Raw genomic sequence first — 24,153 nt, 5'->3', positions numbered from 1 at the left:
GGAGGAACCGGCGAAAATGTCAGCGAAGACAACAAGTCTTACACACAAACCTTTATCGGACAAAATATTCGATACGGCCGTCTATGCGACTGCGATAATCGTCACCGTTGCGACGCTGTACCCGTTCTTGAACGTGCTTGCGCTCTCATTCAACGATTCCGTTGACAGTGTGCGCGGAGGCATTACGATATTCCCGCGGGCATTCACACTTGAGAACTACGAGCTGATCTTCGCGTACGAAGGACTGTTAGTCGGGTTTAAAAACTCGGTGCTTCGGACGGTACTTGGTACGTTACTGGGTCTTGCCAGCGCTTCGATGCTTGCCTACACGCTTAGCAGACCCGACTTTCAAGGCCGCAGATTCATTTCCGTGTTTTTGGCCTTGACGATGTACGTATCCGGCGGATTGATTCCGTCCTTTATGTTGATCCGGGACCTCGGAATGATGAACACGTTCGCCGTATATATTCTTCCCGGGTTGGTAAGCGCGTTTAACGTATTCGTCATCCGTTCTTTTATCGACGGGCTTCCTTACGCTCTTCAAGAATCGGCCAAGCTGGACGGCGCCAACGACTTTACAATTTATTGGCGGGTCATTCTTCCGCTTACGACGCCTGCGCTTGCGACGATCGCGCTGTTTCTTGCGGTAGGACAGTGGAATTCTTGGTTCGATACGTATTTGTACAATTCGTCCAACGAATCGTTAACCACACTTCAGTACGAATTGATGAAAGTGCTGCAAAGCACCACCCAGAGCAGCGGCGGCGACTATCGGACGAAAAATATGTCCGACGTCATGGCGCAAGTGTCGCCGGAGTCCGTTAAGATGGCGATCACGATGGTCGTGACGGTTCCGATCCTGGTCGTATATCCGTTCCTTCAGAGATATTTTGTGAGGGGCATGACGTTAGGCGCGGTAAAAAGCTGATTCATTACGGTATTTGCAGGGCAACCTGTTTATACAATATAGATTTAAACTCACGGGAGGGTACAACATGAAAGCAAAGAGAAAATGGTCCGGCATATTGCTGTCGGCCGTTATGCTGGCCGGCTTGCTGGCGGGCTGCGGCGGACAACCGGGCAATAATGAACAGGCCGGGGGGAACGAAGGCAACACTCCGACGGAAAATGCCGGTGGTAAAGAAACAGATACGGCAAACGACACGTCGCCGGTCACGTTCACGTTCTATGGCGCCGACGAACACCCGAACTGGCAAAAGATGCAGGACGAGGTAGGTAAAGCGATTACCGAAAAAACAGGCGTAACGCTTGACGCCGAATTTGCGGTCGGCGACTCTTCTCAGAAGATCGCACTCATCGCGGCGAGCGGCGATTATCCGGATTTGATCAGCCCGAAGGGCGGGTTGAGCAGTCTGGTCGATGCCGGAGCCATGATCGATTTGACCGACTTGATCGAGCAGCATGCGCCGAATATTAAGAAAATGCTCGGCGATCAAATGAAGCGCCTGCGTTACAGCGAAGAAGATCAGTCCATCTATGTCATTCCTACGTATTCGAAGGTTGGCGGAAAGTCGTTTGAAGCAGGCGGCGGCTTCTCGCTTCAGCACCGCGTCGTCAAAGAACTCGGCTATCCGAAAATCCGCACGGTGAAAGACTTCGAAAACGCACTTAAAGCCTACCTTGAGAAGCACCCTACCGATGAAAACGGCAACCCGAACATCGGCGTATCGCTAAACGCGGACGACTGGCGCATGTACATCTCCGTTACGAACCCTGCGTTCTACACGACGGGCGCGCCTGACGACGGCGAGTTTAACATCGATATCGATACGCAGGAAGTTACGTACCACTTCCGCCGTCCGGCGGAGAAAGAGTATTTCCGTTGGTTGAACCACATGAACGCGGAAGGTTTGCTCGACAAGGAAAGCTTCGTGCAAAAGTACGACCAGTATAAAGCGAAGGTCGCTTCCGGTCGCGTTCTCGGCTTGATCGACCAGCAGTGGGATTACGGTGAAGCCGAAAATGCGCTGAAATCGGCAGGCAAGTTCGAATACACTTACGGCCATTATCCGGTTACTTTGACTGAAGAGTACAAAGAAACGTCCTTCTGGCCGACAGGCTTTATGGCAGGTTGGGGCGTAGGCATTACGACGGATTGTGAAGATCCGGTTCGCGCCATTAAATTCCTTGACTTCCTCGCTTCCGAAGAAGGCCAAGTTCTCATCAACTGGGGAATCGAAGGGAAACACTACAATGTTGAAAATGGCAAGCGCGTCATCCCGGCGGACGTTCAAAAGCGTAAAAGCGAAGATACGACAAACTTCCAGAAAGAAAGCGGCATAGATTTCTATACAAACATGGGCCTGCATTACGGCGACGGAGAAGTGGACTCGACAGGCAATTACTACACCACCAAATTCCCGGAACAAATTGTCGCAGGCTATAGCGATGCAGCGAAAGAAACGCTGAAAGCTTACGGCGCAACGACTTGGAAGGACCTGTTCCCGCAAGAAGACGAGTTCCCGGTCAGACCGTGGGGCGCGGCATGGAACCTCCCTGTTCCCGGCGATAGCGAATTTAAAGTATTGAGTGAAAAGTTGAAAGAAATTACGTGGAAGCGAATTCCGGAAGCAATCTTGGCAAAACCGGAAGACTTTGATAAAATTTGGGATGCTTACATGGCCGAACTTGACAAAGCCGGCGTGGAGAAGGCGGAAGATCAATACGAGGAGCTTGTCAAAGCTCGCGTAAAATTGTGGAACGAGTAATATTTAAGTCACAAGGAATAAACCGCAAAAGCCCGGAGTTCTCCGGGCTTTTGTTGTATTGGAGGGGGAGATCAAGTGTGGCGTCTATGGTATGAGCAGCCGGCTTCGAGATGGGAAGAGGCGCTGCCTATCGGCAACGGCCGGCTCGGCGGCATGATTTTCGGCGGGACGGATACGGACCTCATCGAGTTGAACGAAGATACGTTATGGGCGGGGTTTCCGCGCGATACGATCAATTACGAGGTTCGCCGGCATTTAAACAAAGCGAGAGAGCTCGTATTTGCCGGACGGTATGCGGAAGCGGAGCGGCTTGTCGAGGCGCAGATGATCGGCCGCAGCTGCGAGCCGTATTTGCCGCTCGGCAGCCTGTCGATCGAACGGTTGGACGGAGCGGGATCCGTTACGGGTTATCGGCGGGAACTAAACTTAAACCACGGCGTTGCATCTACAGGCTACATATGCGGACAAACTCGTTACCGATGTGAGTATTTTGCCAGCGCTCCCGATCAGTTGATCGTTGTCCGGTATTCGGCCGAAGGAGGCGATTTGAGCGTAAGAGTGGCGCTGAATTCCAAGCTTCTGCACCGGGTGGAGTCCGACGGAATCGGCAGCCGCGATATCGTGCTTCGCGGACAAGCTCCGAGCCATGTGGCGGGCAATTACCGTAACGACCATCCGGCCTCCGTGTTGTATGAGGACGCACTCGGTTTGAAATTCGAGACGCGGCTTCGGGTGGAGACAGACGGCGCAGTGAGCGCAAGCGATGACGGCAAGCTTGAAGTGCGCGGCGCGAGAACATTGACGGTGTACTTGGCGGCTGCGACCAATTTCGCAGGGTTCGATACGCCTCCTGATGCCGGCGATCGGACTCATTCCGAGCGGTGTATGAAGCAGCTGGATGATGCCGGGAAAGCGGGCTTCAATGTGCTGAAAGAGCGCCATATCTCGGATCACCGGTCGTTGTTCGGTCGGGTCGACCTGCGGCTTGGCGGAACCGAATCGGAGGAGTTGGCGGTGCTGCCGACAGACCGGAGATTGGAGGCTTACAAGGAGCGGAGAAACGACCCGCAGCTTGAGGCGCTGTATTTCCAATTCGGCAGATATTTGCTTATGTGCAGCTCGCGTCCGGGAACGCAGCCCGCCAATCTTCAAGGAATCTGGAATCCGCATGTGCAGCCGCCGTGGAACAGCGATTATACGACTAATATCAATACCGAGATGAACTATTGGGCGGCGGAGGTGTGCAATTTAAGCGAATGCCATGAGCCGTTGTTCGCGATGCTCGAGGATTTGAGCGTCAGCGGCCGGCGAACCGCCTACATCCATTACGGCTGCCGCGGCTGGACGGCGCACCACAACGTCGATCTATGGCGCATGTCGACGCCGACGGACGGCAGCGCAAGCTGGGCGTTCTGGCCGCTGGCCGGAGCTTGGATGGCGCGCCACCTGTGGGAGCACTACTTGTACGGTCAGGATGCATCGTTCTTGAAGGAACGCGCATATCCTCTGATGAAGGGCGCCGCGCTGTTTTGCCTGGATTGGCTGATCGAGGGTCCGAACGGCGATCTCGTGACGAATCCGTCCACATCTCCGGAGAACATGTTTGTAACGGCGGAAGGCGAGAAGTGCAGCGTATCCATGGCTTCAACGATGGATATCGGCATCATTCGGGAATTAATTACGCACTGTTTGGAGGCGGGGCGGATTGTCCGCGGCGACGAATCGTTTCGCGAGGAATTGGAGCATGCGCTGACCAAGCTGCCGGAATACAAGATCGGCCGATTCGGGCAGCTGCAAGAATGGTACGAGGACTTCGAGGAGCATGAACCCGGTCACCGCCATGTTTCCCACTTGTACGGGCTGTTTCCGGGCGATCAGATCCATGAAGGAACGCCGGAGCTGCTGGAAGCAAGCCGCAAGTCGTTGGAACGAAGGCTTGCGAACGGCGGCGGGCACACAGGCTGGAGCTGCGCATGGCTCATCAACCTGTTCGCCCGGTTGAAGGATGCCGGACAAGCGCATCATTTCGTGCAGACGCTGCTCGCCCGGTCGACGTACCCGAACTTGTTCGACGATCATCCTCCGTTCCAAATCGACGGCAACTTCGGAGGAACGGCGGGTATGGCGGAAATGCTGCTGCAGAGCCACTTGGGCGGCATCGACTTGCTGCCTGCTCTGCCCGACGCATGGCCGGAAGGGTACGTCGGCGGATTGAAGGCAAGAGGCGGGTTTATCGTCGATATTCACTGGAAAGACGGGAAGCTGGACAAAGCGGTTGTGAAGTCATTGCACGGCGGTATGTGCCGAATCCGGTACGCCGATGCCGTAACGGTCGCTCCTTCCGGCGGCGGCGAGGCCATAGTATTAACCGGCGGAGGATTCGAGTCGAAAGCCGACGAATCTTATATTGTGCGAACGGCACTCGTCGGTCGCTAAGATGGATTAGAGGAAGGAGACGGATAAATTGCAGAATACAAGGGCTTACTGGCTGGACACGATGCTGCGGACCGTGCATCCGGTTCTGTTGAACTTGTCGGAGCGCAGACTCAAAGCCGTCATGCCGGTTGAAGCCAAATCGGACGACCGGGTGAAATATGCCTACTTGGAGGCGTTGGCTCGGTCGCTGTGCGGCATAGCGCCTTGGTTGGAATCGGAGGGCGGCTCGCACGAGGAACAGGAGCTGCGACAGTATTATGCGGATTTGTCCCGCAAAGCGATCGATGCGATTACGGACCCCGAGTCTCCGGACCGCGCCGATTTCGACAGGTCGGGCTCGTATATTCAAACGGTAGTCGATGCGGCATTTCTTGCAAGCGCCATCGTGCGGGCGCCGAACCGGCTGTGGCAATCGCTCGACGAACGCGTGAAAGCGAATGTGATTGACGCATTACAGAAAACCAGAAACATTCGTCCTTGCGATAACAATTGGATATTGTTCTCGGCCATGGTGGAAGCGGCTCTCTTCGTTATGGGGGAACCTTTTGACGTGGTAAGAGTCGATTACGCGGTGAAACAGCACATGCAATGGTACGCGGGGGACGGCGCATACGGCGACGGTCCGGACTTTCATTGGGATTACTACAACAGCTATGTCATTCATCCGATGCTGATCGACTTGCTGCGCACCGTCGGGCATATTTACGATGGGGATCCGCGAATGAAATCCAACATTGAGGAAGCTGTCAAGCGGCGGGCTCTGCGGTATGCCGAGGTACAGGAACTGATGATTTCGCCAGACGGATCTTTTCCGCCGATCGGCCGGTCCATCTGCTACCGGATGGGCGCGTTTCATCTACTGGCTCAATCGGCATTGCGCCGGGAGCTTCCGGACCGTCTTTCGCCGGCGCAAGTGAGGTGCGCGTTAACGTCGGTCATTAGGCGGTGCCTTCACGCTGAAGGCACATTCGACCCGCAAGGCTGGCTGAAGATCGGGCTCTATGGCAGCCAGCCGAGCTTGGGTGAGTTTTATATCAACACCGGCAGCTTATATCTCTGTACTCTCGTATATTTGCCTCTCGGGCTTCCTCCGGAAGATCCGTTCTGGTGCGAGCCCGACGAACCTTGGACGTCCGTAAAAGTGTGGTCGGGTCACGATCTTCCCGCCGACCGGGCGCTTTACGGGTGAACAAGAATTACAATCTTCATCCCAAAATGACGGGTTCAATGGCGCCCAGCAGTTTGGAAACATCCGCTCTCTCATAATTAAAGAGCATGATTACGCTTGCTTCTTGGCCGGGGTACTGTTTGATCTCGGATCTAAATCCGGGAGTACCCCCGCCATGCATCCTGCTATTATCTGTGAGAAACCAACCATACCCGTAATTAAGCTTATCACCGACTCGCGCATGCGGCGTAAACATCAGCTTCAATGCGGCAGGAGAAATAAGCGGGTATTCGAATAACGCGTCGCACCACTTTTTCAAATCCCGTACTGTGGAATAAAGCTCGCCGGGAGCATCTATCTCGCTTAGTTTGTCGTTATCCGTATTGATAAATACGCCGTTTTCAGTCGTATGCCCATATGCGCGGCCGGGATTCACTTTCCGAGGATTGTCGACACCGCTGCTCTTCATGTTAAGGGGAGTGAGGATGTATTGCTCCAAAATATCGGCGAACGATAAGCCTGTAACTTTCTCTAGTATATAGCCCGTCAGAATGTATCCTGTCGAGCTATAGCTCCATTTTTGCCCTGGGATAAATAACTGCTGTTGATTGATCAGATAAGACAGGAAATCACCGTTTTCTCTCTTCAATTTGCTCATTTCAAACCTTACATCCGGCACTTCGTATACATCGTGCAATCCGGATGAATGCGACAGCAAATGATGAATCGTAATGTTTTCATCCAACCGGGACATTTCAGGCATATATTTACCCGGTTTCTCATGCAGGTCGATCAGGCCTTCTTCGTAAATGATCAATGCGGACATAGCGATAAACATTTTTGTCAATGATGCGATTTGGAACTTAGTGTCCAGTGAGTTGGATACGTTCAGCTGCATGCTTGCTTTTCCGTATGCTTTCTCGAATAACACTTCCCCGCTTTGCGCGACCAGAATTGTCCCGCTCAAATAGTGCTCCTGCTCCAGTTTGCCAAACACTGACTCCAGTTTTTCTTTTGAGATCATAGTTTCTCCTGCTTTCCTCACATATAATATCTTCATGATCTTGTAACCGGGAAAATCTCGTTCTTCTCCCCTATGAGATTAGATGCCGGGAAACTTGTACTTTTGAACAAAAATCATGTCAGATTTAACGATCTAGCTTTTATTAATTTACAAAATCTTAACATCTCGAATATATCAACTTAATACTATTAATAAATAATAGAGCGGAAAACTATAAACGGAGGGTTAATCCTTATGAAGAAGCAGCTTTTGACCGCTCTATCGTGCTGCCTTGCAGCCGCAACGCTGTCGGCAGGCGGAAGCGCGCTGTCGGCTCCGAAGCAGATCGATTCGTTCCGCCACATCGGCACGTTCGTCGTACCGAACGGCGGCGTCGCCGAAATTATCTCGGCCACCCCGGACGGCAGAACGATTGCTTACACGAATTCGGGAGACGACAACGTCGGCATAGTGGATTTCAACAACCCGCGTCAACCAAAACTGTTGAAAGAAATCGCGGTTCCTGGGGAGCCCACCAGCGTTTCGATCACGGCAGACGGGAAATATGCGGTGGCCGCAGTCAACTCTTCGCATAAGGAAGAAGGCGAAAAGCCTGTGTTGACTCCGGGCAAGCTCGTAGTCATCGATATGAAGTCTCTCAAGATTATTGGCGGCGTCAATGTCGGCGAAGGCCCTGACTCCGTGTCGCTGACGAAGCTTGGCGGCACGACGCTCGCCGTTGTCGCGATCGAGAACGAACCGGTTGTCGTGGATGCGAAAGGCAATTTGACCGACGCGGAGGAACCGGGACTCGAGGGCGATATCAGCGGTCCCGGGTATGTACAAATCGTCGCCATCAATTTCTCGAATCCGAAAGCATCCCCGGTGAAGACGATCAAATTCCCTGAAGAGCGTCTCGAGGCGAAGGGCCTGCTGTTTCCAGCGGATCCGCAGCCTGAATTTGTTGACATCAAGAACGGGAAAGCCGCCGTCACGCTCCAAGAAAATAACGGCGTCGCTCTTATTGATTTGAAGACAGGTTCCTTCGACTTGTTTTCTTTGGGCAAACCGAAACGGCAAATGCACGACTTGACCGAGGACGGCAAAATCAGCTTTACGGAATCGTATCCGGAGAAATTTGCATCGGAAGCTTCGTACATAGGCGCTCGAATGCCGGATGCGGTTGCATGGAACGCGCGCGGGACTATTCTGTATACGGCCGACGAGGGCGAGATGGATTTGACCGGAGGACGCGGCTGGAGCGCTTGGAGTGTCACCGGTGCACAAATATGGAAGGATAACGGATCATTGGAACGGATCGCGGCGCAATACGGTCATTACCCGGAAGGGCGCTCGGAAGCCGGCGGCATCGAAGTCGAAGGCTTGGAAACGGCGGTGTTCGGCAAGAAAGAGTTTGCGTTCGTCGGATCGGAAAAAGGTTCGTTCGTTGGCGTCTACGACATTACAAACAACAAGCATCCGAAATTCGTGCAGCTGCTCTCCACGGGCATGGAACCGGAAGGATTGTTGGCGATTCCGCAAAACAATTTGTTCCTGACATCGGATGAAGATTCCGGAACGATTACGGTGTTCGAGGGCATCACAGGCAAATACGAGGCGCCTGCGGATCAACCGGTACTGCATTCTTCCAAGGTTTATTGGTCGGCCATTTCCGGGTTGGCATCCGACGAGAAAAGGAACGATGTCGTTTACGCGGTGCCCGATAATGCTATGGAGCCTTATATTTATAAAATTACTTTGAAAAACGGCGTGGGAAATTTCGAGCATATGGCGAAAATAACGGACGGAAGCAAAACAGCCGATCTCGACATGGAAGGCATCGTTCGCGACACTTCCGCCGCGGCGCCGGCGACCGGAGGCTTCTGGCTGGCCAACGAAGGGAACGCGAAATTCGGCAAACACGACTATATGCAAAATCAGCTCATCCAAGTCGATATGAAAGGGAACGTGCTGCAGAAAATCGTGCTTCCTGCGGAAGTGGATTCATCATCAGGCGGCTGGATTCGGAACAACGGTTTCGAAGGCGTGGCGATTTCTTCCGACGGCAACTACATTCTTGGCGCGATTCAACGCGAGTATAAAGCCGACGAAGCGATCGGCGGCAAGCTGTATACGAGAATCGTCCGGTATGATTTGACGAACAAAACTTGGGAATTTTTCTTATATCCGCTTGAAGCGGCAATGGTGGAAGACGACTGGATCGGGCTTTCCGAGATAGTGAACTTGGGCGGCGACGTATATGCGGTTATCGAACGCGACAAGCAAGTCGGCGGTGCGGTAACGTTAAAAGCCGTATATACGTTTACGCTTGACGGAGTCGAGCCGTTCGAAGGATTGGTCACCGCGTCGTCGGATATTTCGAAATCGGTCGTAACGAAGAAGCGTGTGCTCGACTTGCGCGATGCTTTCGCACCATTCGAGAAGATCGAAGGGATGACCGTAACGCCGGACGGCTCGGTCTGGACGGGACTCGACAACGACGGCGGCGAAGTAAAATCCGTATTCTTCAAAGCCGGGGAATTAAATAATTTGCTGAAATAATAGAAGAGAGCTATCCCATAAAAATTGCGGGACAGCTCTCTTTTTTCGCAATAAAAAAGCGTCACATATCGTGCCGCTCCCGAAAAATGACGTATCTTAAGCAGGAGGCTGTATTCTTAGCCCTTATGATATTAGTATAAAACATGGTTCATTATAAGTCTATATCTTTTTCGAAAGATCATTTAAAGTGGGTATACCCGGCCGGGAAATTATGTATTTCGATTAGGAGGGAACCCTCTTTGCAGTGGATTTCCTGGGATATGAACTTAAAAATCAGGCTGATCGGAGAGACGCTCTTCAACTTATTGTTCTGGATGTATTTTCCCTTCATTGCACTCTACTTCAGCGATGCGATGGGCAAAGAAACGGCCGGGATACTGATGAGCGTGCCGCCGCTCATCGGCATGATCGGCGGCATGCTTGGCGGTTATGTATCCGACCGGTTCGGCAGGCGCCCCGCTATGCTGTTCGGAGCGTTCCTGAAAACAGGAATGTTTGCGGTATTCGCATTCTCTAACTCCCATTGGTTCGACTATCTCGCGTTTATCGGCATCGGTCTTGCGGGATCGATTTACGGGCCGGCGAGTTCCGCGATGGTCGCCGATCTTACTCCGGAGAAGGATCGGCGGAAAGTATTCGCCACTTTCGTTACGGCAATGAATGTCGGGGCGGTATTGGGGCCGGCATTGGGATCGGTGTTTTTCTTTCATTACCGGACCGGACTGCTTTGGACCTGTACGCTCGTCATGTTGTTCTATTCCAGCGCAATCTATTTCATTATTCGGGAAACAAGACCGAGACCGGCTGACGGAACGGAACAAACAAACGCCATACTCCCGGCAATTAAGGATCAATGGAATAGTTACGCGCTCATTTTCCGCGACAAAGTATTTGCCCTCTATATCGCGGCCGGCATCTTCGTCATGATCGCATTCATGCAGTTGGACCTCTATTTGGCCGTTTATGTGAGTGATTACGTTCCCGCACAAACGCTGCTCTCATGGAAGGAGTGGTCGTTCAATTTAAGCAGCGTTGAAGTGTTCGGGTGGATGATGGGGTTAAACGGTCTCTTGTTCGTGTTGTTCGTATTGCCGGTTACGAAATGGCTTGAGCATTGGAGCGAACGAAATATTTTGATCCTATCGGCTGTACTTTTTGGATCAGGCATGTTTATGGTGGGACTAACGACGAACGTGTGGCTGCTATTTGCATTTATGATCATTTTAACGGTCGGCGAGTTCATGCGTTCGCCGGTAATGCAAAGCTTCGTCAGCAAGTATGCGCCGGCGGATGCCAGAGGCCGGTACATGGCAGCTTCAAATCTTCAATTTTCCATCGGGCGGCTTATCGCCCCGGTCACCGTTGTTCTTTCCGCCTGGATGCCGCCGATCTTGGTGTTTGGCTTCATATTGCTTTGTACGGTGATCAGCGCCGTTCTTTATGTCCGGTTGTTTCAAATCATGCCTGCAATCGATCAGGGAAATACCCCGGCAAACTCCGCAAAGGTTAATAATGCGCTGTAAAAAAGTGAACCTCCCGTCTTGGAAACCGTGACCAATGAATGAGGAGCGGCTTATCAGGATGACCGAAAATACCTAGCCAAACTGCGAATTTTGTCAATTACAGACGATTTATAAGAACCTTTGTCGAATGCCACAATGCGGGCAGGATTTAAATTACCGTTGGTCGAAAGGAGAGAATGAATCTTCTCATCATATTTTCGATCAACGGAGGGATGTATTATGAATCTGCGCAGGTATAGGAGCATTATTGGCATTATTGTTGCCATGCTGCTCCTTCTGACGGCTGTTAATCCTGCATTAGGAATGGTCAACGTAACAGACGAACCGCAGCCGGCCGGCCAACAAGATGCCGAGTACGCTTATGTCCGTTTTTCCGATCCTCCTATCGCATCCTATGATGGAACAGTTAACGGCTATGAGAAAACAAAACCGAGCAAAGGGCAAAAGATAAACTTAACGTCTCCGGCTGCCAAGAAATACGGGAACCGATTGGAGGCACAGAGGGACAATTACAAGAAGTGGCTTGCGAAGCATCTTCCGCAAGTTCAGGTGGTAACCGAGTATAGCGTTACTTATAACGGTCTCGGCTTGAAGCTGAACGGAGCTTCGCTCAACGACATCAAAGCGGGACCGGGCGCGGTGGAAACCGGGTACAGCAAGACATACCGCAAGACAATGAGCAGAAGTACGGGCTTGATTGACGCGCCTCCGCTGTGGGAAGCTCTCGGCGGGCAAGCCGATGCCGGGGCCGGAATCAAAGTGGGGGTCATCGACAGCGGTATCGATCAAGCTCACCCATTCCTTCAGCCGAATGCCGGAATGGAAATGCCGGAAGGATTCCCTAAAGGCGATGAAAGATTCACATCGAATAAAGTAATTGTAGCGAAAGTGTTTCATCAAGACCCTTGGCAAACCGCGCAAGCCGTCGAGAGCCACGGCACGCATGTAGCCGGGACGGTGGCCGGTAAAGCCGGAACGATGCCGACGCTGGGCAACTCTCCGTTAAGCGGTGTCGCTCCGGGGGCGTATTTGGGCAATTATAACGTATTCCCCGGCGATGTAGACAGCGCCAAGAGCCTCTTTATTGCTAAAGCGGTAGAAGAAGCGGTGGCCGACGGAATGGACGTGCTGAACTTGAGCCTCGGAGGTACTCCGCACAAAGGCGCCGATCTGCTTGATATGACGGTTAACGCGGCGACGGAAGCCGGCGTTGTTGTCGTCATATCGGCGGGGAACGAAGGACCGGGCAACTACACCGTCGGATCTCCCGGTACGGCGGACAAGGTCATTACCGTAGCCGCTACGACAAACAGCCATACATTTGCAATGTTCCTGGAGAATGCCGCATTGGAAGGAGGCCGCACGTTAGCCACTACGGGAACCGACGGCGGCAAAGTAACGGAACCGATAACCGGCGAATTGGATGTATGGTCCAAGTACGCAGGCGGTGACAGCTTGGCTTGTACTCCGATTTCGGATACGCCGCTTGCCGGCAAAATCGCACTTATTCAACGAGGATCTTGCACTTTTACAACCAAGATTAATAATGCGGCGGCCGCGGGCGCAACCGCAGTCGTTATTTATCAGAACGTCAATGCCGCTCCGATCCCGATGTCCAGCGACGGGGCGACGATTCCCGCCGTCATGATCGGCAAGGATGCCGGCGCATTATTAAGCGAATTGAGCGACGCGCAAGACCATACGGTTACCATTACTTATCCTCCAAGCGAAGAGAACGTTGAGCCCAACTTGGTCGCAGACTTTACTTCTTGGGGACCGACGCCGAATTATACGCTGAAGCCCGATGTTGCCGCACCAGGGGTAAATATATATTCATCCGTGGTAGGCGGCGGTTACGAGATGTATCAAGGCACTTCCATGGCGGCGCCTCACGTTGCAGGTTCCGCAGCTCTGCTTCTTGCCAACAGCAGGAAGCACAATTTCGAATGGGGACCTGACGAAGTGAAAGCGGCGCTGATGGGCACGGCGGTTGATGCAACCGGCAGCGTGCTTGGCGTAGATGCAATCGATCCTTTGAAGGTGGGGGCGGGCATCATCGATCTCGAACGCGCGACGAATCCTGCGGCGATGGCTTTCCCCTCGTCGCTCAGCTTCGGATTGGTCAGGCCGGTGGGCAACTTTACGTATGAAATGGTAGTTACCTTGACCAATCCGACCGATGAGGCGCAGGTTTATCAAATTCAAGGCGACTCCAATGTGCAAGTAAGCGAAGAGAGCATCATGCTTGAACCGGGCGCGAGCTCCGACATTATCGTAACAGTGGCGAACCGAAACGCACAAACCGGGACACCCGAGCTTGTGCGGGGGTACATCACCGTAACTTCCGAAGCCGGTGATATCCGCATTCCGTATTTGTACGTGATTGATTACAATCGATAAGCAGTTCTAACGAAGGGGCTGTCCCGAAAGTCATCGGAAGGTGACTGAAGGGATAGCCCCATTTGTTGTCGATTATTGCTTCGGACTAGGGTTGCCGACCGACCAGTCATTCACCGTGTCGCTGTCCGTCGCAACATCCGCGCGATAAATGACTTTGCCAGTAGAGGCGCTGAGCGTCCATCCGCTCACATATCCTTCGTAGGCAGCAAAATCAAGTTCCGTTTCGGTTGAATCTTTCAAGATGACCTGATCCCCGCTGTTGCTGAGGGCAAGCGTCATTCCGCTAACATCGGGTTCGAATCCGAACAGAGCTTTGAATCCTTCCGTATCTCTTGCGACCACCAGACGTTGTCCGGCTGCAATCGACGTTCCTGACGGAAGAGTGAATGTTCCCGCATTGTCGCTCAACTTATATCCGCTCAGGTCGACGGTCGAGCCGGTACCGTTATAGATTTCCACATACTCTTCAACGTTGTCATCTCCTGCAGTATCGTAGTACACTTCCGAAAGCAGAAGCTTGCCGGAAGTTCCCTCGCCCGAGCCGCCTTGCGGGTCCTGTGTTGAAGTTCCGCCCGTATAATCCCACCAGAATACTTGCTTATAGTAATTGGCGACATCGGTATTTTCCACGACGACACCGGCTTCCCGGTTGTTGGTAGGGCTGTTTTCGGACCAGTTGATGCTGGAAACGAGCACTTTATTGTCGGCGATCATCCCTTTGTTATGGATTTTCTCCAATTTGAGCACGCTCAGATCGGCCAGCTTTGCTTCCATATCCAGACCTTCGTTGGCAGCAATACCATTGATATAATCGACCGTGTATTGATTGTCGCGGCTATCGTTCGGATCAAGGAAAGCGGAATCGAGCAGAACGCGTACTTTCACCCCGCGCCGTCCGGCGTCGATCACTTCTTCCAAATAGATGTTCGGATCGGTTTCCGGAGAGCCGCTCGCAGAAGAACCCCAATGTTTATGGATATATAACTGTTCCACCAGCAGTTCGCTCTGTGCGCCGCGGATCATGCCGATAATCGCTTTTTCTTTCAGGAAAGCGGAATCTGGCGCAAAGACAGGCGTGATTGTAAAGGTGCCGGTATACGTCTGATTGGTGAAAGGCACCGGATATGAACCGCTGGGATTTGCGGCATCCGGGACGAATCCGCTGACCGGTTCTCCCCATGCCGTGCCCGGAGTATACGGGAAACTGTCTCTGAAGCCTGTGTTCCAATCGCCGTCAAACACATTTTTTACATAATTGGCGAAGTCCGCGTTATCGATAATAATTCCCCATCCGCGGTTTCCGTACGTATTCGTTGTGGGAACTCCGGTGCTTTTCCAGTTTTCGCTTTGCAAAAACACTTTCATTCCATCCACGATCGCATACTTGGCATGGTCGAAGCGATAGCGCTTAAAACGTTCTTCCGTTTCGTTATTGATAATATAGCGCACTTGTCCGCCGGCATCGACGATTTTTTTCGAAACATATTTGGATTGATCCGTCAGTCCGCCGACAGGCTGCCCTTCGAAAAATGCGCGCACTTTGACTCCCCGACCGATTGCATTCAATAGGGTATCCAGCAAATAAGTATTGTGGAATTCATACAGGTTCAAATCGATGGAAGTTACAGCATTGTTCATTAAATCGGTGAGCTCGGAGTAGCTGGAATCGGGAGAGGTATAAGCGGTGACATTACCGTTGAACGTGAAGCTGGGAGCGGGGAACCGCGACTGGCCCGCCTGATATACTCTTAAATCGTTAAAATCCGCTGCCGAATCCGTATCTTCCCAAGCGCCCGCCGATTCCGTACGGTCCCTCACAAGAATGACACCTTCAGATACGTCCGCAACAGGGGAACCGGACCAGCCGCTGCCGGAGTGCGTGGAGCTTCCATAAATAACCGAATCAACAACGTTATTGCCGTTCTTTAGAAGGACCTCATCTCCCGTATTCGAAAAGGCACTTACGCTTCCGGCCATTTGCGGAACATTCGCGTCACAGTCCGCGCCGTATTCGAAATTCGGTGTAATGGCCACGATTTGTTCCTTAAATCTGCAAGCGTCCTTGGTGATATACATCGTCTCTCCGGCAGCAATAGAGGTCCTGCTTGGGAACGACATGGAGTCGCCGAGGTTAGTAATGACCCAACCAGAAATATCAACTGCGGCACCGGTCGGATTCGTTATGGCTATGTACTCTTCAGGTTCATAGGACAGATTCGTATCGTAGTACACTTCCGTAATCAGAACGTGGTCCGCCGCCGCCTCTGCCGGTTGGTAGCTTGACGGCATGACGACGGATAATGCGATGAACAGTGATAGCATGATATTTATAAACTTCTTCATTCATGATTCCTCCTCGAATATTAATGATGGCTGCACAAAGATTAATCATGAGGTTTGAATGTAAGAAGGCAGTTAAATGCAAGTTAAGTTTTATGGAAGAATACTTTCATTTAAGACGGCAATAGCGGAAGTTTTCACAAAATCTCAATCCAGTTTTTACATCGGGATAACCAAAGCACTACGCTATTATTGATATAAATGTATTGACAAGCTGGCTGTCAGGAAATCTGCAAAAAAATTTCTTCTTATAGAGGAGGTAATTTATAAGTATGAGATTTCGTCTGCTGAGCAAAAAAGCCGCGAATGTTTCTCTTATTTTGGCAATATCGGCTGGTGTCGCCCTTTCTGCCGCACATTTGCCCAACGCTGAAGCTTCAACGGGAAAATGTTCCGGTATCAACGATTCCCAGGTCACACATGAAATTAATCAAATTCAAGGAAGCGGCGCCGAATCGCCGCTGGTCGGAAAATCGGTAACGACTTGCGGTACGGTGTACGCTGTTGAGGCAAAGGGATATTGGATTCAGGACACCACCCCCGACAGCGACCCCGCCACTTCGGAAGGTATTTTCGTTTATAAAAGCAATGGTGTAGGAAATATAAAAATCGGAGATATCGTCAGGCAGAAAGGTTATGTTCAAGAATACTACGGGCTGACGGAAATCAACGCAAAAGCCGAGATTACTAAGCTTGGAACAGGAACAGTGCCCGCGGCTGCGGAAATTACGGCATCCATGACTTACAGCAATCTGGAATCCCTCGAAGGAATGCGCGTATTCGTCAAATCGGCAACGGTTGTGGCCGGAACCAACAAGTACAATGAGACGTTCGTCGTTCCCGGCAGCACGGCATCCCGTGTCGCCCGAACCGATACGAAGACGCCGCTGTTCAAGTTCGACGATGTGTTCGGCAACGTATTCACTGACGCTTCCACGTTCGACACGATCAGCGGAGATCCTGCGGGACCGCTTACTTACAGCTTCGGGGCATACGGACTTCTGATGAATACGGGCACGGCTTCCGTATCGGACACCGGAAACACGCAAAACTCGCTTTCCGCCGATAGCAGCAGCCAGTTTACGACCGCCACCTTCAACGTGGAAAACTACTTTGCCGTCGGTTCCGAAGTGTCTCCCGGCGACCCGGGCACGAAAGTGACGCAGCAGCAGTTTGATACGAAAACGGCGAAGCTTTCTTTGGCCATCCGCAATTCCATCGGTTCACCCGATGTTGCGGCAGTGCAGGAAGTGGAAAAAATCGAAGTGCTTAACGCGTTGGCATCGAAGATTGCAAGTGACGGAGGACCGAATTACACAGCTTATCTGATTGAAGGCAGTGACGAGCGCGGTATCGATAACGCCTATTTGGTAAAAGAGGGCACGACTGTGCTCAGCGTCGAACAGAAAGGCAAGGATGCCACAACGACGCTTGAAGGCTGCGGACCCTCCAACACCAATCTGTTATTCAGCCGTCCGCCACTTGTGCTGCGCGTGCAAACCGCGGCCGGACAGAAGATCGCATTAATCAACAATCACTTTAAATCCCGCGGCGGGGACGATCCGGAAAATAAAGAGTTCCAATCGTGCCGGGAAGCGCAGGCTGAATATGTTGCGAATGTTGCGAATGCCGAAGCGTCCAATGGTTACGATGTCATCGTTCTCGGCGACCTGAATTCTTTCCCGGAAGAAAACGTCCTTGCCATTCTGCAAACGAACGCCAACTTGACAAATCTCGTACAGAACATTCCGTCCGACCGGGCATTCAGTTACATCTATACCGGCCGAGCTCAATTCCTTGACCATCTGCTGGTTGGAGGCGCGTTGAAGACTCAAGCAACCGGGACAGATTCGGCGAAGATCAATCCGGATCATCCTTATTCGCTGGAAACTGACGCCTCTACCCCGCTTCATGTTTCCGACCACGATCCGATTCGTGCAGATTTCTAAACTATACGGACTTGACAAAGAAGGCCTCAGGATACTATCCTGGGGCCTATTGCAATTTAAAAGTGTGACGGACAAGTGGTAAGAAAAAAATTGGAAATCAAGAACTGTATTTATTTTTACTGAATAGAATAATATTGCAAGCGCTTCCATTAAGGAGGAGTCCGAGCCTTCGATTTTTCCAAAAATCGTTCTATAAACTCCCTAAAAATGTTTCTATTTTAAATGCGGGCATCGTGTTATATTTAACATCGTTAATGAATGCGCTTTCATGTCGGGGGTCGTAAAATGGTGAAGGAAGGAGGGACAAGATTTTCACCGTGAAAACGCGTCTTTTGAAAGCGTTTTCGATATATAGGGAGGTACACCTATGAGAGAACAGATGAGATTTGCAAGCATGTTCTGCGTTGTCTTGATGCTCGTTTCCGTTTTTTTGTCCTTCAGTCCGGGACAGGCGCAGGCTGGATTCACGAATTTTATTACGCGTAATGTGGACAAATTCATGGATGGTACGTCAGAGTTTCGCTTTATCGGTACGAACGTTCCTTATCTTGGCAGGGCATGGATGGATCCGACGGAGATCGAGGATGCGATTCGGGCTGCCAGCGTGTCGGGTATTAACGTTATCCGCTTGTATCCTTTCGAGGTGAAGATGAGCAGCGACCCCGAAGGCACTTATCGTCATGTGATGGGACCCGGAAACTACAACGAAAGCGCCTTTAAGCTGATTGACAAGGTTCTTCAATTGGCGAATCAATACAATGTGCGGTTGATCGTTCCTTTCGTGGACCAGTACAACTACGTTGGCGGTATAGCCGATTGGGCGGCTTTCCGCGGCAAGAGCGCCAGCGATTTCTGGAGCGATCCGGTAATCAAGCAGGATTTCAAAGACTTTATCAATTATGTCGTTAACCGCACCAATACCTATACGAACGTGCAGTATAAGAACGATAAAGCGATAATGGCTTGGCAGCTCGGCAATGAGCTTCCATCCACCGACAGTTGGGTCAGCGAAATGGCCGCTTATTTCAAAAGTGTCGATGCGAATCATCTCGTCGGCNTCGGCAATGAGCTTCCATCCACCGACAGTTGGGTCAGCGAAATGGCCGCTTATTTCAAAAGTGTCGATGCGAATCATCTCGTCGGCGACGGAGGATATGTACGCGCTCAGGGAATAAGACAAAATGCGCTGACCGACCCGAATGTTGATTTTATTGATCCGCATATATACAGATATCACAATTATTCCGATCCGATCGCCAAGATCAACGAATGGCGGAACACCACCAAAGGAAAAAAACCGTTGATTATAGGGGAGTTCGGGGATTTCTCGCCCGAAACAACCGAGGAGCTGCTCAATACGGTACAGAGCAACGGAACTTCGGGCGCCATGTTCTGGGGCACGATGCCCCACCATAAGATGGGAGGTTGGTATTGGCCTCCGGTTGGAAATTGGGCATATTTGCGTTATCCGGGATTTACAAGCGGCGATTGGGCGAACGAATCGGTTATTATCGGCAAGTTGCGAAACTACGCCTATTCGATCAAAGGACTAACCGTCCCGCCATGGCCCGCCCCGGACGCGCCGGTCATGTTTCCGGCAGACTCCGTAAACACCCTCTCCTGGCTGGGAGTTTCGGGGGCCGGCTCATATGACGTCGAACGCTCAAGCAATCCGTCCGGACCCTGGGACATCGTAGGCGCCGGAGTGACGGACGATATCACAACACCGGTAGCGCGCCCGTCGGTCTCTACCAGTCGCCACTATAATTTTACCGTACCGATATTCAGCGACACGTCGACCGTCAACGGCACCGAATATTATTATCGGATAAGGGCAAAAAATGCGGACGGATTGTACTCCCCTTATTCCAACGTGATCGGACCTGTAAAGTCGAACGGCTCCATCATCATCGACAACGGCGGCAGCGGTTATTCGGAGTCGGGGACATGGGGTGACAGTTCTCTTCCCGACAGCTACGGCGGAACCTCTCGTTACAGCAGTACTAGCGGAAGCACTGCGAAATGGACGCCAACCATTGCCTCATCAGGATACTATAACGTATATGTGACTTATCCTACTCATCTGAAGTCGAACCAGAACGCCCAATTCACGATTTACCATAACGGTACGACAAATACGGTTACCATCGATCAGACCGCAATGGGTAGAGGCCGGTGGCAGCTGATCGATACGGCCTATTTCGGTGCCGGAACGGGCGGCTATGTGAGGTTGACGGCGAGTTCCGGTTCCAACTCCAGGGCTGATGCGGTCATGTTCGAACAGGTAAGCTTCGGGGATCTTTTCCAAAGCGGCAGAGTTTCGAATTGGACGGTATTAAGCGGCAATTGGACCGTGGCGGATGACGGCAGCAAGGTATTCAAGCAAACCGGCGGCGGCATTGCGGAAGCTAGAGCAGGTTCGGTTCATTCCGATATAACGGTCACTGCGGCTGTCAAAGCGTATGACAAGACTAGGCCGAATGCTTCTTCCGGACTGGTCGCCCGTGCAAGCGCCGATTTTTCCAGCATGTACACGCTGCGAATCAATTACGATTCGAACAAAGTTCAGCTTTACAAAAAAGTGAACGGCAGCTGGACCAACCTTGGGGAAGCACACATCGAGGCCAATCCGGGCACGTGGTATTTACTGCGGCTGGAGTTGAAAGGCAGCTCCATCAAAGGTTTTGTCAACGGGGTGCAAAAAATCAACGCAAACGATTCGAGCTTGACGAACGGATATTTCGGCCTGAGAACCTTCGATCAAACAGCTGTTTTCGATAATTTTGTAGTTACGCAGAAATAATGAACACGTGAGAACAAGCGTCACAAATTCTGCTTTGGCTCTGGCCTTTCGGCCAGAGCTATTTATTTTTATTTAGTCTATCCGTTCTTGGACATCATGAATAGAATTTTATCACAAGCGCTACCATAAGCAGGAGTCCAAGCGTCCTATTTTTCCAAAAATAGTTCTATAACTTCCCTAAAATTGTTTCTATTTAAACAAGCGCAGATCATGTTATTTTAACCTCGTTATTGAATGCAGTTACACGTGCAATCGGATTATGGTGAATGGAAGGGGGATGCACATGTTTATTTTCACCGCCGATTCGTCTTGTTGAAAGCGTTTCCAAGACAAGGAGGTAGAGCTATGAGACATCAGATGAGATATGCAAGCATGTTCTGCGCTTTCATATTGCTTGTTTCCGCCTTATTTTCCTTTAGTCCGGGACGGGCGCAGGCCGGATTCACGAATTTTATTACGCGAGACGCGGATAAATTCATGGACGGTACGACCGAGTTTCGCTTTATCGGATCGAACGTCCCGTTTCTCGGAAGAGCATGGATGGATCCGACCGAGATCGAGGACTTGATTCGGGGTGCCAGCATATCGGGAATTGACGTCATTCGCCTGTATCCTTTTGAAGTGAAAATGAATACTGATCCCGAAGGCATCTACCGCCATGTGATGGGTCCCGGAAACTATAACGAGAGCGCCTTTAAGCTGTTTGACAAAGTTCTTCAATTGGCGAATCAGTACAATGTGCGGCTCATTATTCCGTTCGTGGACAAATACAATTACGTCGGCGGAGTTGCCGACTGGGCGGCATTCCGCAACAAAAGCGCCGATGAATTCTGGAGCGATCCGAGAATCAAGCAGGATTTCAAAGATTTTATTAATTATGTCGTTAACCGGACCAATACTTATACGAACGTGCAGTATAAGGACGACAAAGCGATAATGGCCTGGCAGCTCGGCAATGAGCTTCATTCCACCGATAGCTGGGTCAGCGAGATGGCCGCTTATTTCAAAAGTCTCGATTCCAATCATCTTGTAGGGGACGGAGGATATGTACGCGCTCAGGGAATAAGACAAAATGCGCTGGATGACCCCAATATTGATTTCATTGATCCGCATATTTACAGATATCACAACTACTCCGATCCGATTGCCAAAATCAACGAATGGAGGAACACGACCAAAGGGAAGAAACCATTGATTATCGGGGAGTTCGGGGACTTCTCGCCAGAAATAACCGAGCAGCTGCTCAGCACCGTACAGAGCAACGGAACTTCGGGTGCGATGTTCTGGGCAACAATGCCCCATCACAAGATGGGAGGATGGCACTGGCAGCCGGTTGGAAATTGGGTGTATTTGCGTTACCCCGGCTTCGCAACCGGAGATTGGGCGAACGAATCGGTTATCATAGGCAAATTGCGAAGTTATTCCTACTCGATCAAAGGTTTAACCGTTCCGGCATGGCCGGCGCCGGATGCACCGGTCATGTTTCCTGCGGACTCAGTAAACACTCTCTCCTGGCTGGGGGCTTCAGGAGCAGGCGCATTTGAGATCGAACGCTCGACCGATCCGTCCGGTCCTTGGGACGTCATAGGCACCGAAGTGACCGACGATATCACCACGCCGCGTCATTACAATTTAATCGTACCGATTTTCAGCGATACGACGGCCGTGAAGGGCAACAGTTATTATTATCGGGTCAGGGCAAAAAATGCGGACGGTTTGTATTCCCCGTATTCCAACGTGATCGGACCGGTTGCGTCCAACGGCGCCGTCATCATCGACAACGTAGGCAGCGGTTATACCGAGTCGGGGACATGGGGCGACAGTTCTCTTCCCGACAGTTACGGCGGAAGCTCCCGCTACAGCAGCAACAGCGGAAGCACGGCGAAATGGACGCCAAACCTTCCGACAGCGGGATACTATAACGTATATGTCACATATCCTTCTCATCTGAAGTCGAACGAGTACGCCCAATACACGATTTACCATAATGGCACAACAAATACCGTTACCGTCGATCAAACCACAATGGGCAGAGGCCGATGGCGGCTGATCGATACGGCATATTTCGAAGCGGGAACGGGCGGCTATGTGAGATTGACGGCGAGTTCCGGCTCCAACACCAGAGCTGATGCGGTCATGTTCGAACCGGTTAGCTTCGGGGACCATTTCCAAAGCGGCGGCACTCTTAATTGGAAGGTATTAAGCGGCAATTGGAGCGTGGAGGATGACGGCACCAAAGTATTGAAACAATCAGGAAACGGCACTGCGGAAACGGTAACAGGGGCAATTTATTCCGATGCAGCGGTTACTGCGGCAGTTAAAGCGTATAACAACACAAAGTCTAACGCTTCTTCCGGATTGGTCGCCCGTGCAAATGCCGATTTATCGAGCATGTACACGATGCACATCAATTACGATGCGAACAAGGTCCAGCTTTACAAGAAAGTGAAAGGCAGTTGGGCCAATCTTGGAGAAGCTCACATCGAGGCCAGTCCGGGCACGTGGTATTTACTTCGGCTGGAGCTGAAAGGCAGCTCGATTAAAGGTTATGTCAACGGGGTGCAAAAAATCAGCGCAGACGATTCGAGCTTGACCGACGGTTATATCGGCCTGAGAACCTCCGGTCAAACAGTTGTTTTCGATAATGTCATAGTTACTACGAAATGACATGGAAAATCCCCTAGAATGCTTAACGAGCATTTTAGGGGTTTTTCGCATTGACATACAATGGAATACGAGGCGTGCAGCAAACTCGTCCGTCCCTTGGATGGCATATTCGGAACCGAGTGAGTTGTATTCATAATGTAACTTTTCAGTATCATTCCCGTGTTGACGGATTCATTTTTTCCGCTGATCAAAAAACGATCGAGTGTGTAAAGATACAGGACGGGTCTTCTCTTATAGAAGAAGAGATTGCGGCAGATTTGGTCGTTGACGTCGGCGGGGCAGGTTCCCGGATGCTTAAATGGTTAAATGTGGAGAAAAGTTCAATGGAAGCCGTAAATATCGATTTATCTACATAGCCGAGAAGACCCCGCCTTCAATAAGTCGGGGATGAATCGGCTTCGGACAAAGGAGGGCGCTGCCCTCCTATTTTTGTCTGACAAGATCCAGCTTCCATATGAAACGAGTAGGTTGATTGCAAACAAATGTTCGCGTATAATGGAATCATTGAGAACGTGAAAGCGGCCGTTTGAATATCTAAACGGAAGATGAACCAAAGAAATGCTTTTTTCAAAC

Annotated in this window: 12 protein-coding genes; 10 read left to right on the top strand and 2 right to left on the bottom strand. The window is 51.3% G+C overall.

Annotated features, from left to right (window positions below; translation table 11 throughout):
• The first annotated feature begins 16 nt into the window (after positions 1–16).
• From JET16_RS03555 to JET16_RS03540, 4 genes are all read left to right on the top strand, one after another.
• Entirely contained in the window at positions 17–928 is a 912-nt protein-coding gene (locus JET16_RS03555) for a carbohydrate ABC transporter permease (RefSeq protein ID WP_199614190.1), read from the top strand.
• 67 nt (positions 929–995) lie between these two features.
• Positions 996–2,729 (top strand): ABC transporter substrate-binding protein, encoded by a 1,734-nt coding sequence (locus JET16_RS03550; protein WP_199614189.1) that lies wholly within the window; start codon positions 996–998, stop codon positions 2,727–2,729.
• 75 nt (positions 2,730–2,804) lie between these two features.
• Entirely contained in the window at positions 2,805–5,165 is a 2,361-nt protein-coding gene (locus JET16_RS03545; protein ID WP_325176600.1) for a glycoside hydrolase family 95 protein, read from the top strand.
• A 28-nt stretch (positions 5,166–5,193) separates the two neighbouring features.
• Positions 5,194–6,354, top strand: a complete 1,161-nt coding sequence (locus JET16_RS03540; RefSeq protein WP_199614188.1) for a DUF2264 domain-containing protein — start codon at positions 5,194–5,196, stop codon at positions 6,352–6,354.
• Between the two features lie 16 nt (positions 6,355–6,370).
• On the opposite strand, the gene JET16_RS03535 is transcribed toward JET16_RS03540, so the two are convergent.
• Positions 6,371–7,357, bottom strand: coding sequence for a serine hydrolase domain-containing protein (locus tag JET16_RS03535; protein ID WP_199614187.1), 987 nt, complete (start codon positions 7,355–7,357; stop codon positions 6,371–6,373).
• Positions 7,358–7,591: 234 nt separating this feature from the next.
• Between JET16_RS03535 and JET16_RS03530 the strand changes: the two genes are divergently transcribed.
• The 3 genes from JET16_RS03530 (at position 7,592) to JET16_RS03520 (ending at position 13,821) form a co-directional block, all read left to right on the top strand.
• Positions 7,592–9,898 carry an esterase-like activity of phytase family protein gene (locus JET16_RS03530; RefSeq protein ID WP_199614186.1) on the top strand — a complete coding sequence of 769 codons (2,307 nt, stop codon included), beginning with the start codon at positions 7,592–7,594 and terminating at the stop codon, positions 9,896–9,898.
• A 239-nt stretch (positions 9,899–10,137) separates the two neighbouring features.
• Positions 10,138–11,421 (top strand): MDR family MFS transporter, encoded by a 1,284-nt coding sequence (locus JET16_RS03525; protein WP_199614185.1) that lies wholly within the window; start codon positions 10,138–10,140, stop codon positions 11,419–11,421.
• A 219-nt stretch (positions 11,422–11,640) separates the two neighbouring features.
• Positions 11,641–13,821, top strand: coding sequence for a S8 family peptidase (locus JET16_RS03520; RefSeq protein ID WP_199614184.1), 2,181 nt, complete (start codon positions 11,641–11,643; stop codon positions 13,819–13,821).
• Between the two features lie 72 nt (positions 13,822–13,893).
• Here the strand turns inward: JET16_RS03520 and JET16_RS03515 are convergent, their stop codons facing one another.
• Positions 13,894–16,164: a lamin tail domain-containing protein gene (locus JET16_RS03515; protein ID WP_199614183.1), complete on the bottom strand. Its 2,271-nt coding sequence runs from the start codon at positions 16,162–16,164 to the stop codon at positions 13,894–13,896.
• Between the two features lie 269 nt (positions 16,165–16,433).
• Between JET16_RS03515 and JET16_RS03510 the strand changes: the two genes are divergently transcribed.
• From JET16_RS03510 to JET16_RS03500, 3 genes are all read left to right on the top strand, one after another.
• Positions 16,434–18,110 (top strand): endonuclease/exonuclease/phosphatase family protein, encoded by a 1,677-nt coding sequence (locus tag JET16_RS03510; protein ID WP_199614182.1) that lies wholly within the window; start codon positions 16,434–16,436, stop codon positions 18,108–18,110.
• A 367-nt stretch (positions 18,111–18,477) separates the two neighbouring features.
• Positions 18,478–20,913: a golvesin C-terminal-like domain-containing protein gene (locus tag JET16_RS03505; protein WP_199614181.1), complete on the top strand. Its 2,436-nt coding sequence runs from the start codon at positions 18,478–18,480 to the stop codon at positions 20,911–20,913.
• A 345-nt stretch (positions 20,914–21,258) separates the two neighbouring features.
• Entirely contained in the window at positions 21,259–23,580 is a 2,322-nt protein-coding gene (locus JET16_RS03500; RefSeq protein ID WP_199614180.1) for a golvesin C-terminal-like domain-containing protein, read from the top strand.
• The last annotated feature ends 573 nt before the right edge of the window (positions 23,581–24,153 follow it).

Origin of the sequence: Paenibacillus alkalitolerans, from assembly GCF_016482785.1 — a bacterium.
GTDB lineage: Bacteria > Bacillota > Bacilli > Paenibacillales > YIM-B00363 > Paenibacillus_AE > Paenibacillus_AE alkalitolerans.
The sequence above is the reverse complement of the archived record's forward strand: the minus strand, read 5'-3'. Positions and strand labels throughout refer to the sequence as shown.

Excerpts from the sequence above, each read along its gene's own strand:
- JET16_RS03500 (WP_199614180.1), top strand. The coding sequence starts at position 21,259 with ATGAGACATCAGATGAGATATGCAAGCATGTTCTGCGCTTTCATATTG.
- JET16_RS03520 (WP_199614184.1), top strand. The coding sequence starts at position 11,641 with ATGAATCTGCGCAGGTATAGGAGCATTATTGGCATTATTGTTGCCATG.
- JET16_RS03550 (WP_199614189.1), top strand. The coding sequence starts at position 996 with ATGAAAGCAAAGAGAAAATGGTCCGGCATATTGCTGTCGGCCGTTATG.
- JET16_RS03515 (WP_199614183.1), bottom strand. The coding sequence starts at position 16,164 with ATGAAGAAGTTTATAAATATCATGCTATCACTGTTCATCGCATTATCC.
- JET16_RS03510 (WP_199614182.1), top strand. The coding sequence starts at position 16,434 with ATGAGATTTCGTCTGCTGAGCAAAAAAGCCGCGAATGTTTCTCTTATT.
- JET16_RS03555 (WP_199614190.1), top strand. The coding sequence starts at position 17 with ATGTCAGCGAAGACAACAAGTCTTACACACAAACCTTTATCGGACAAA.
- JET16_RS03530 (WP_199614186.1), top strand. The coding sequence starts at position 7,592 with ATGAAGAAGCAGCTTTTGACCGCTCTATCGTGCTGCCTTGCAGCCGCA.
- JET16_RS03535 (WP_199614187.1), bottom strand. The coding sequence starts at position 7,357 with ATGATCTCAAAAGAAAAACTGGAGTCAGTGTTTGGCAAACTGGAGCAG.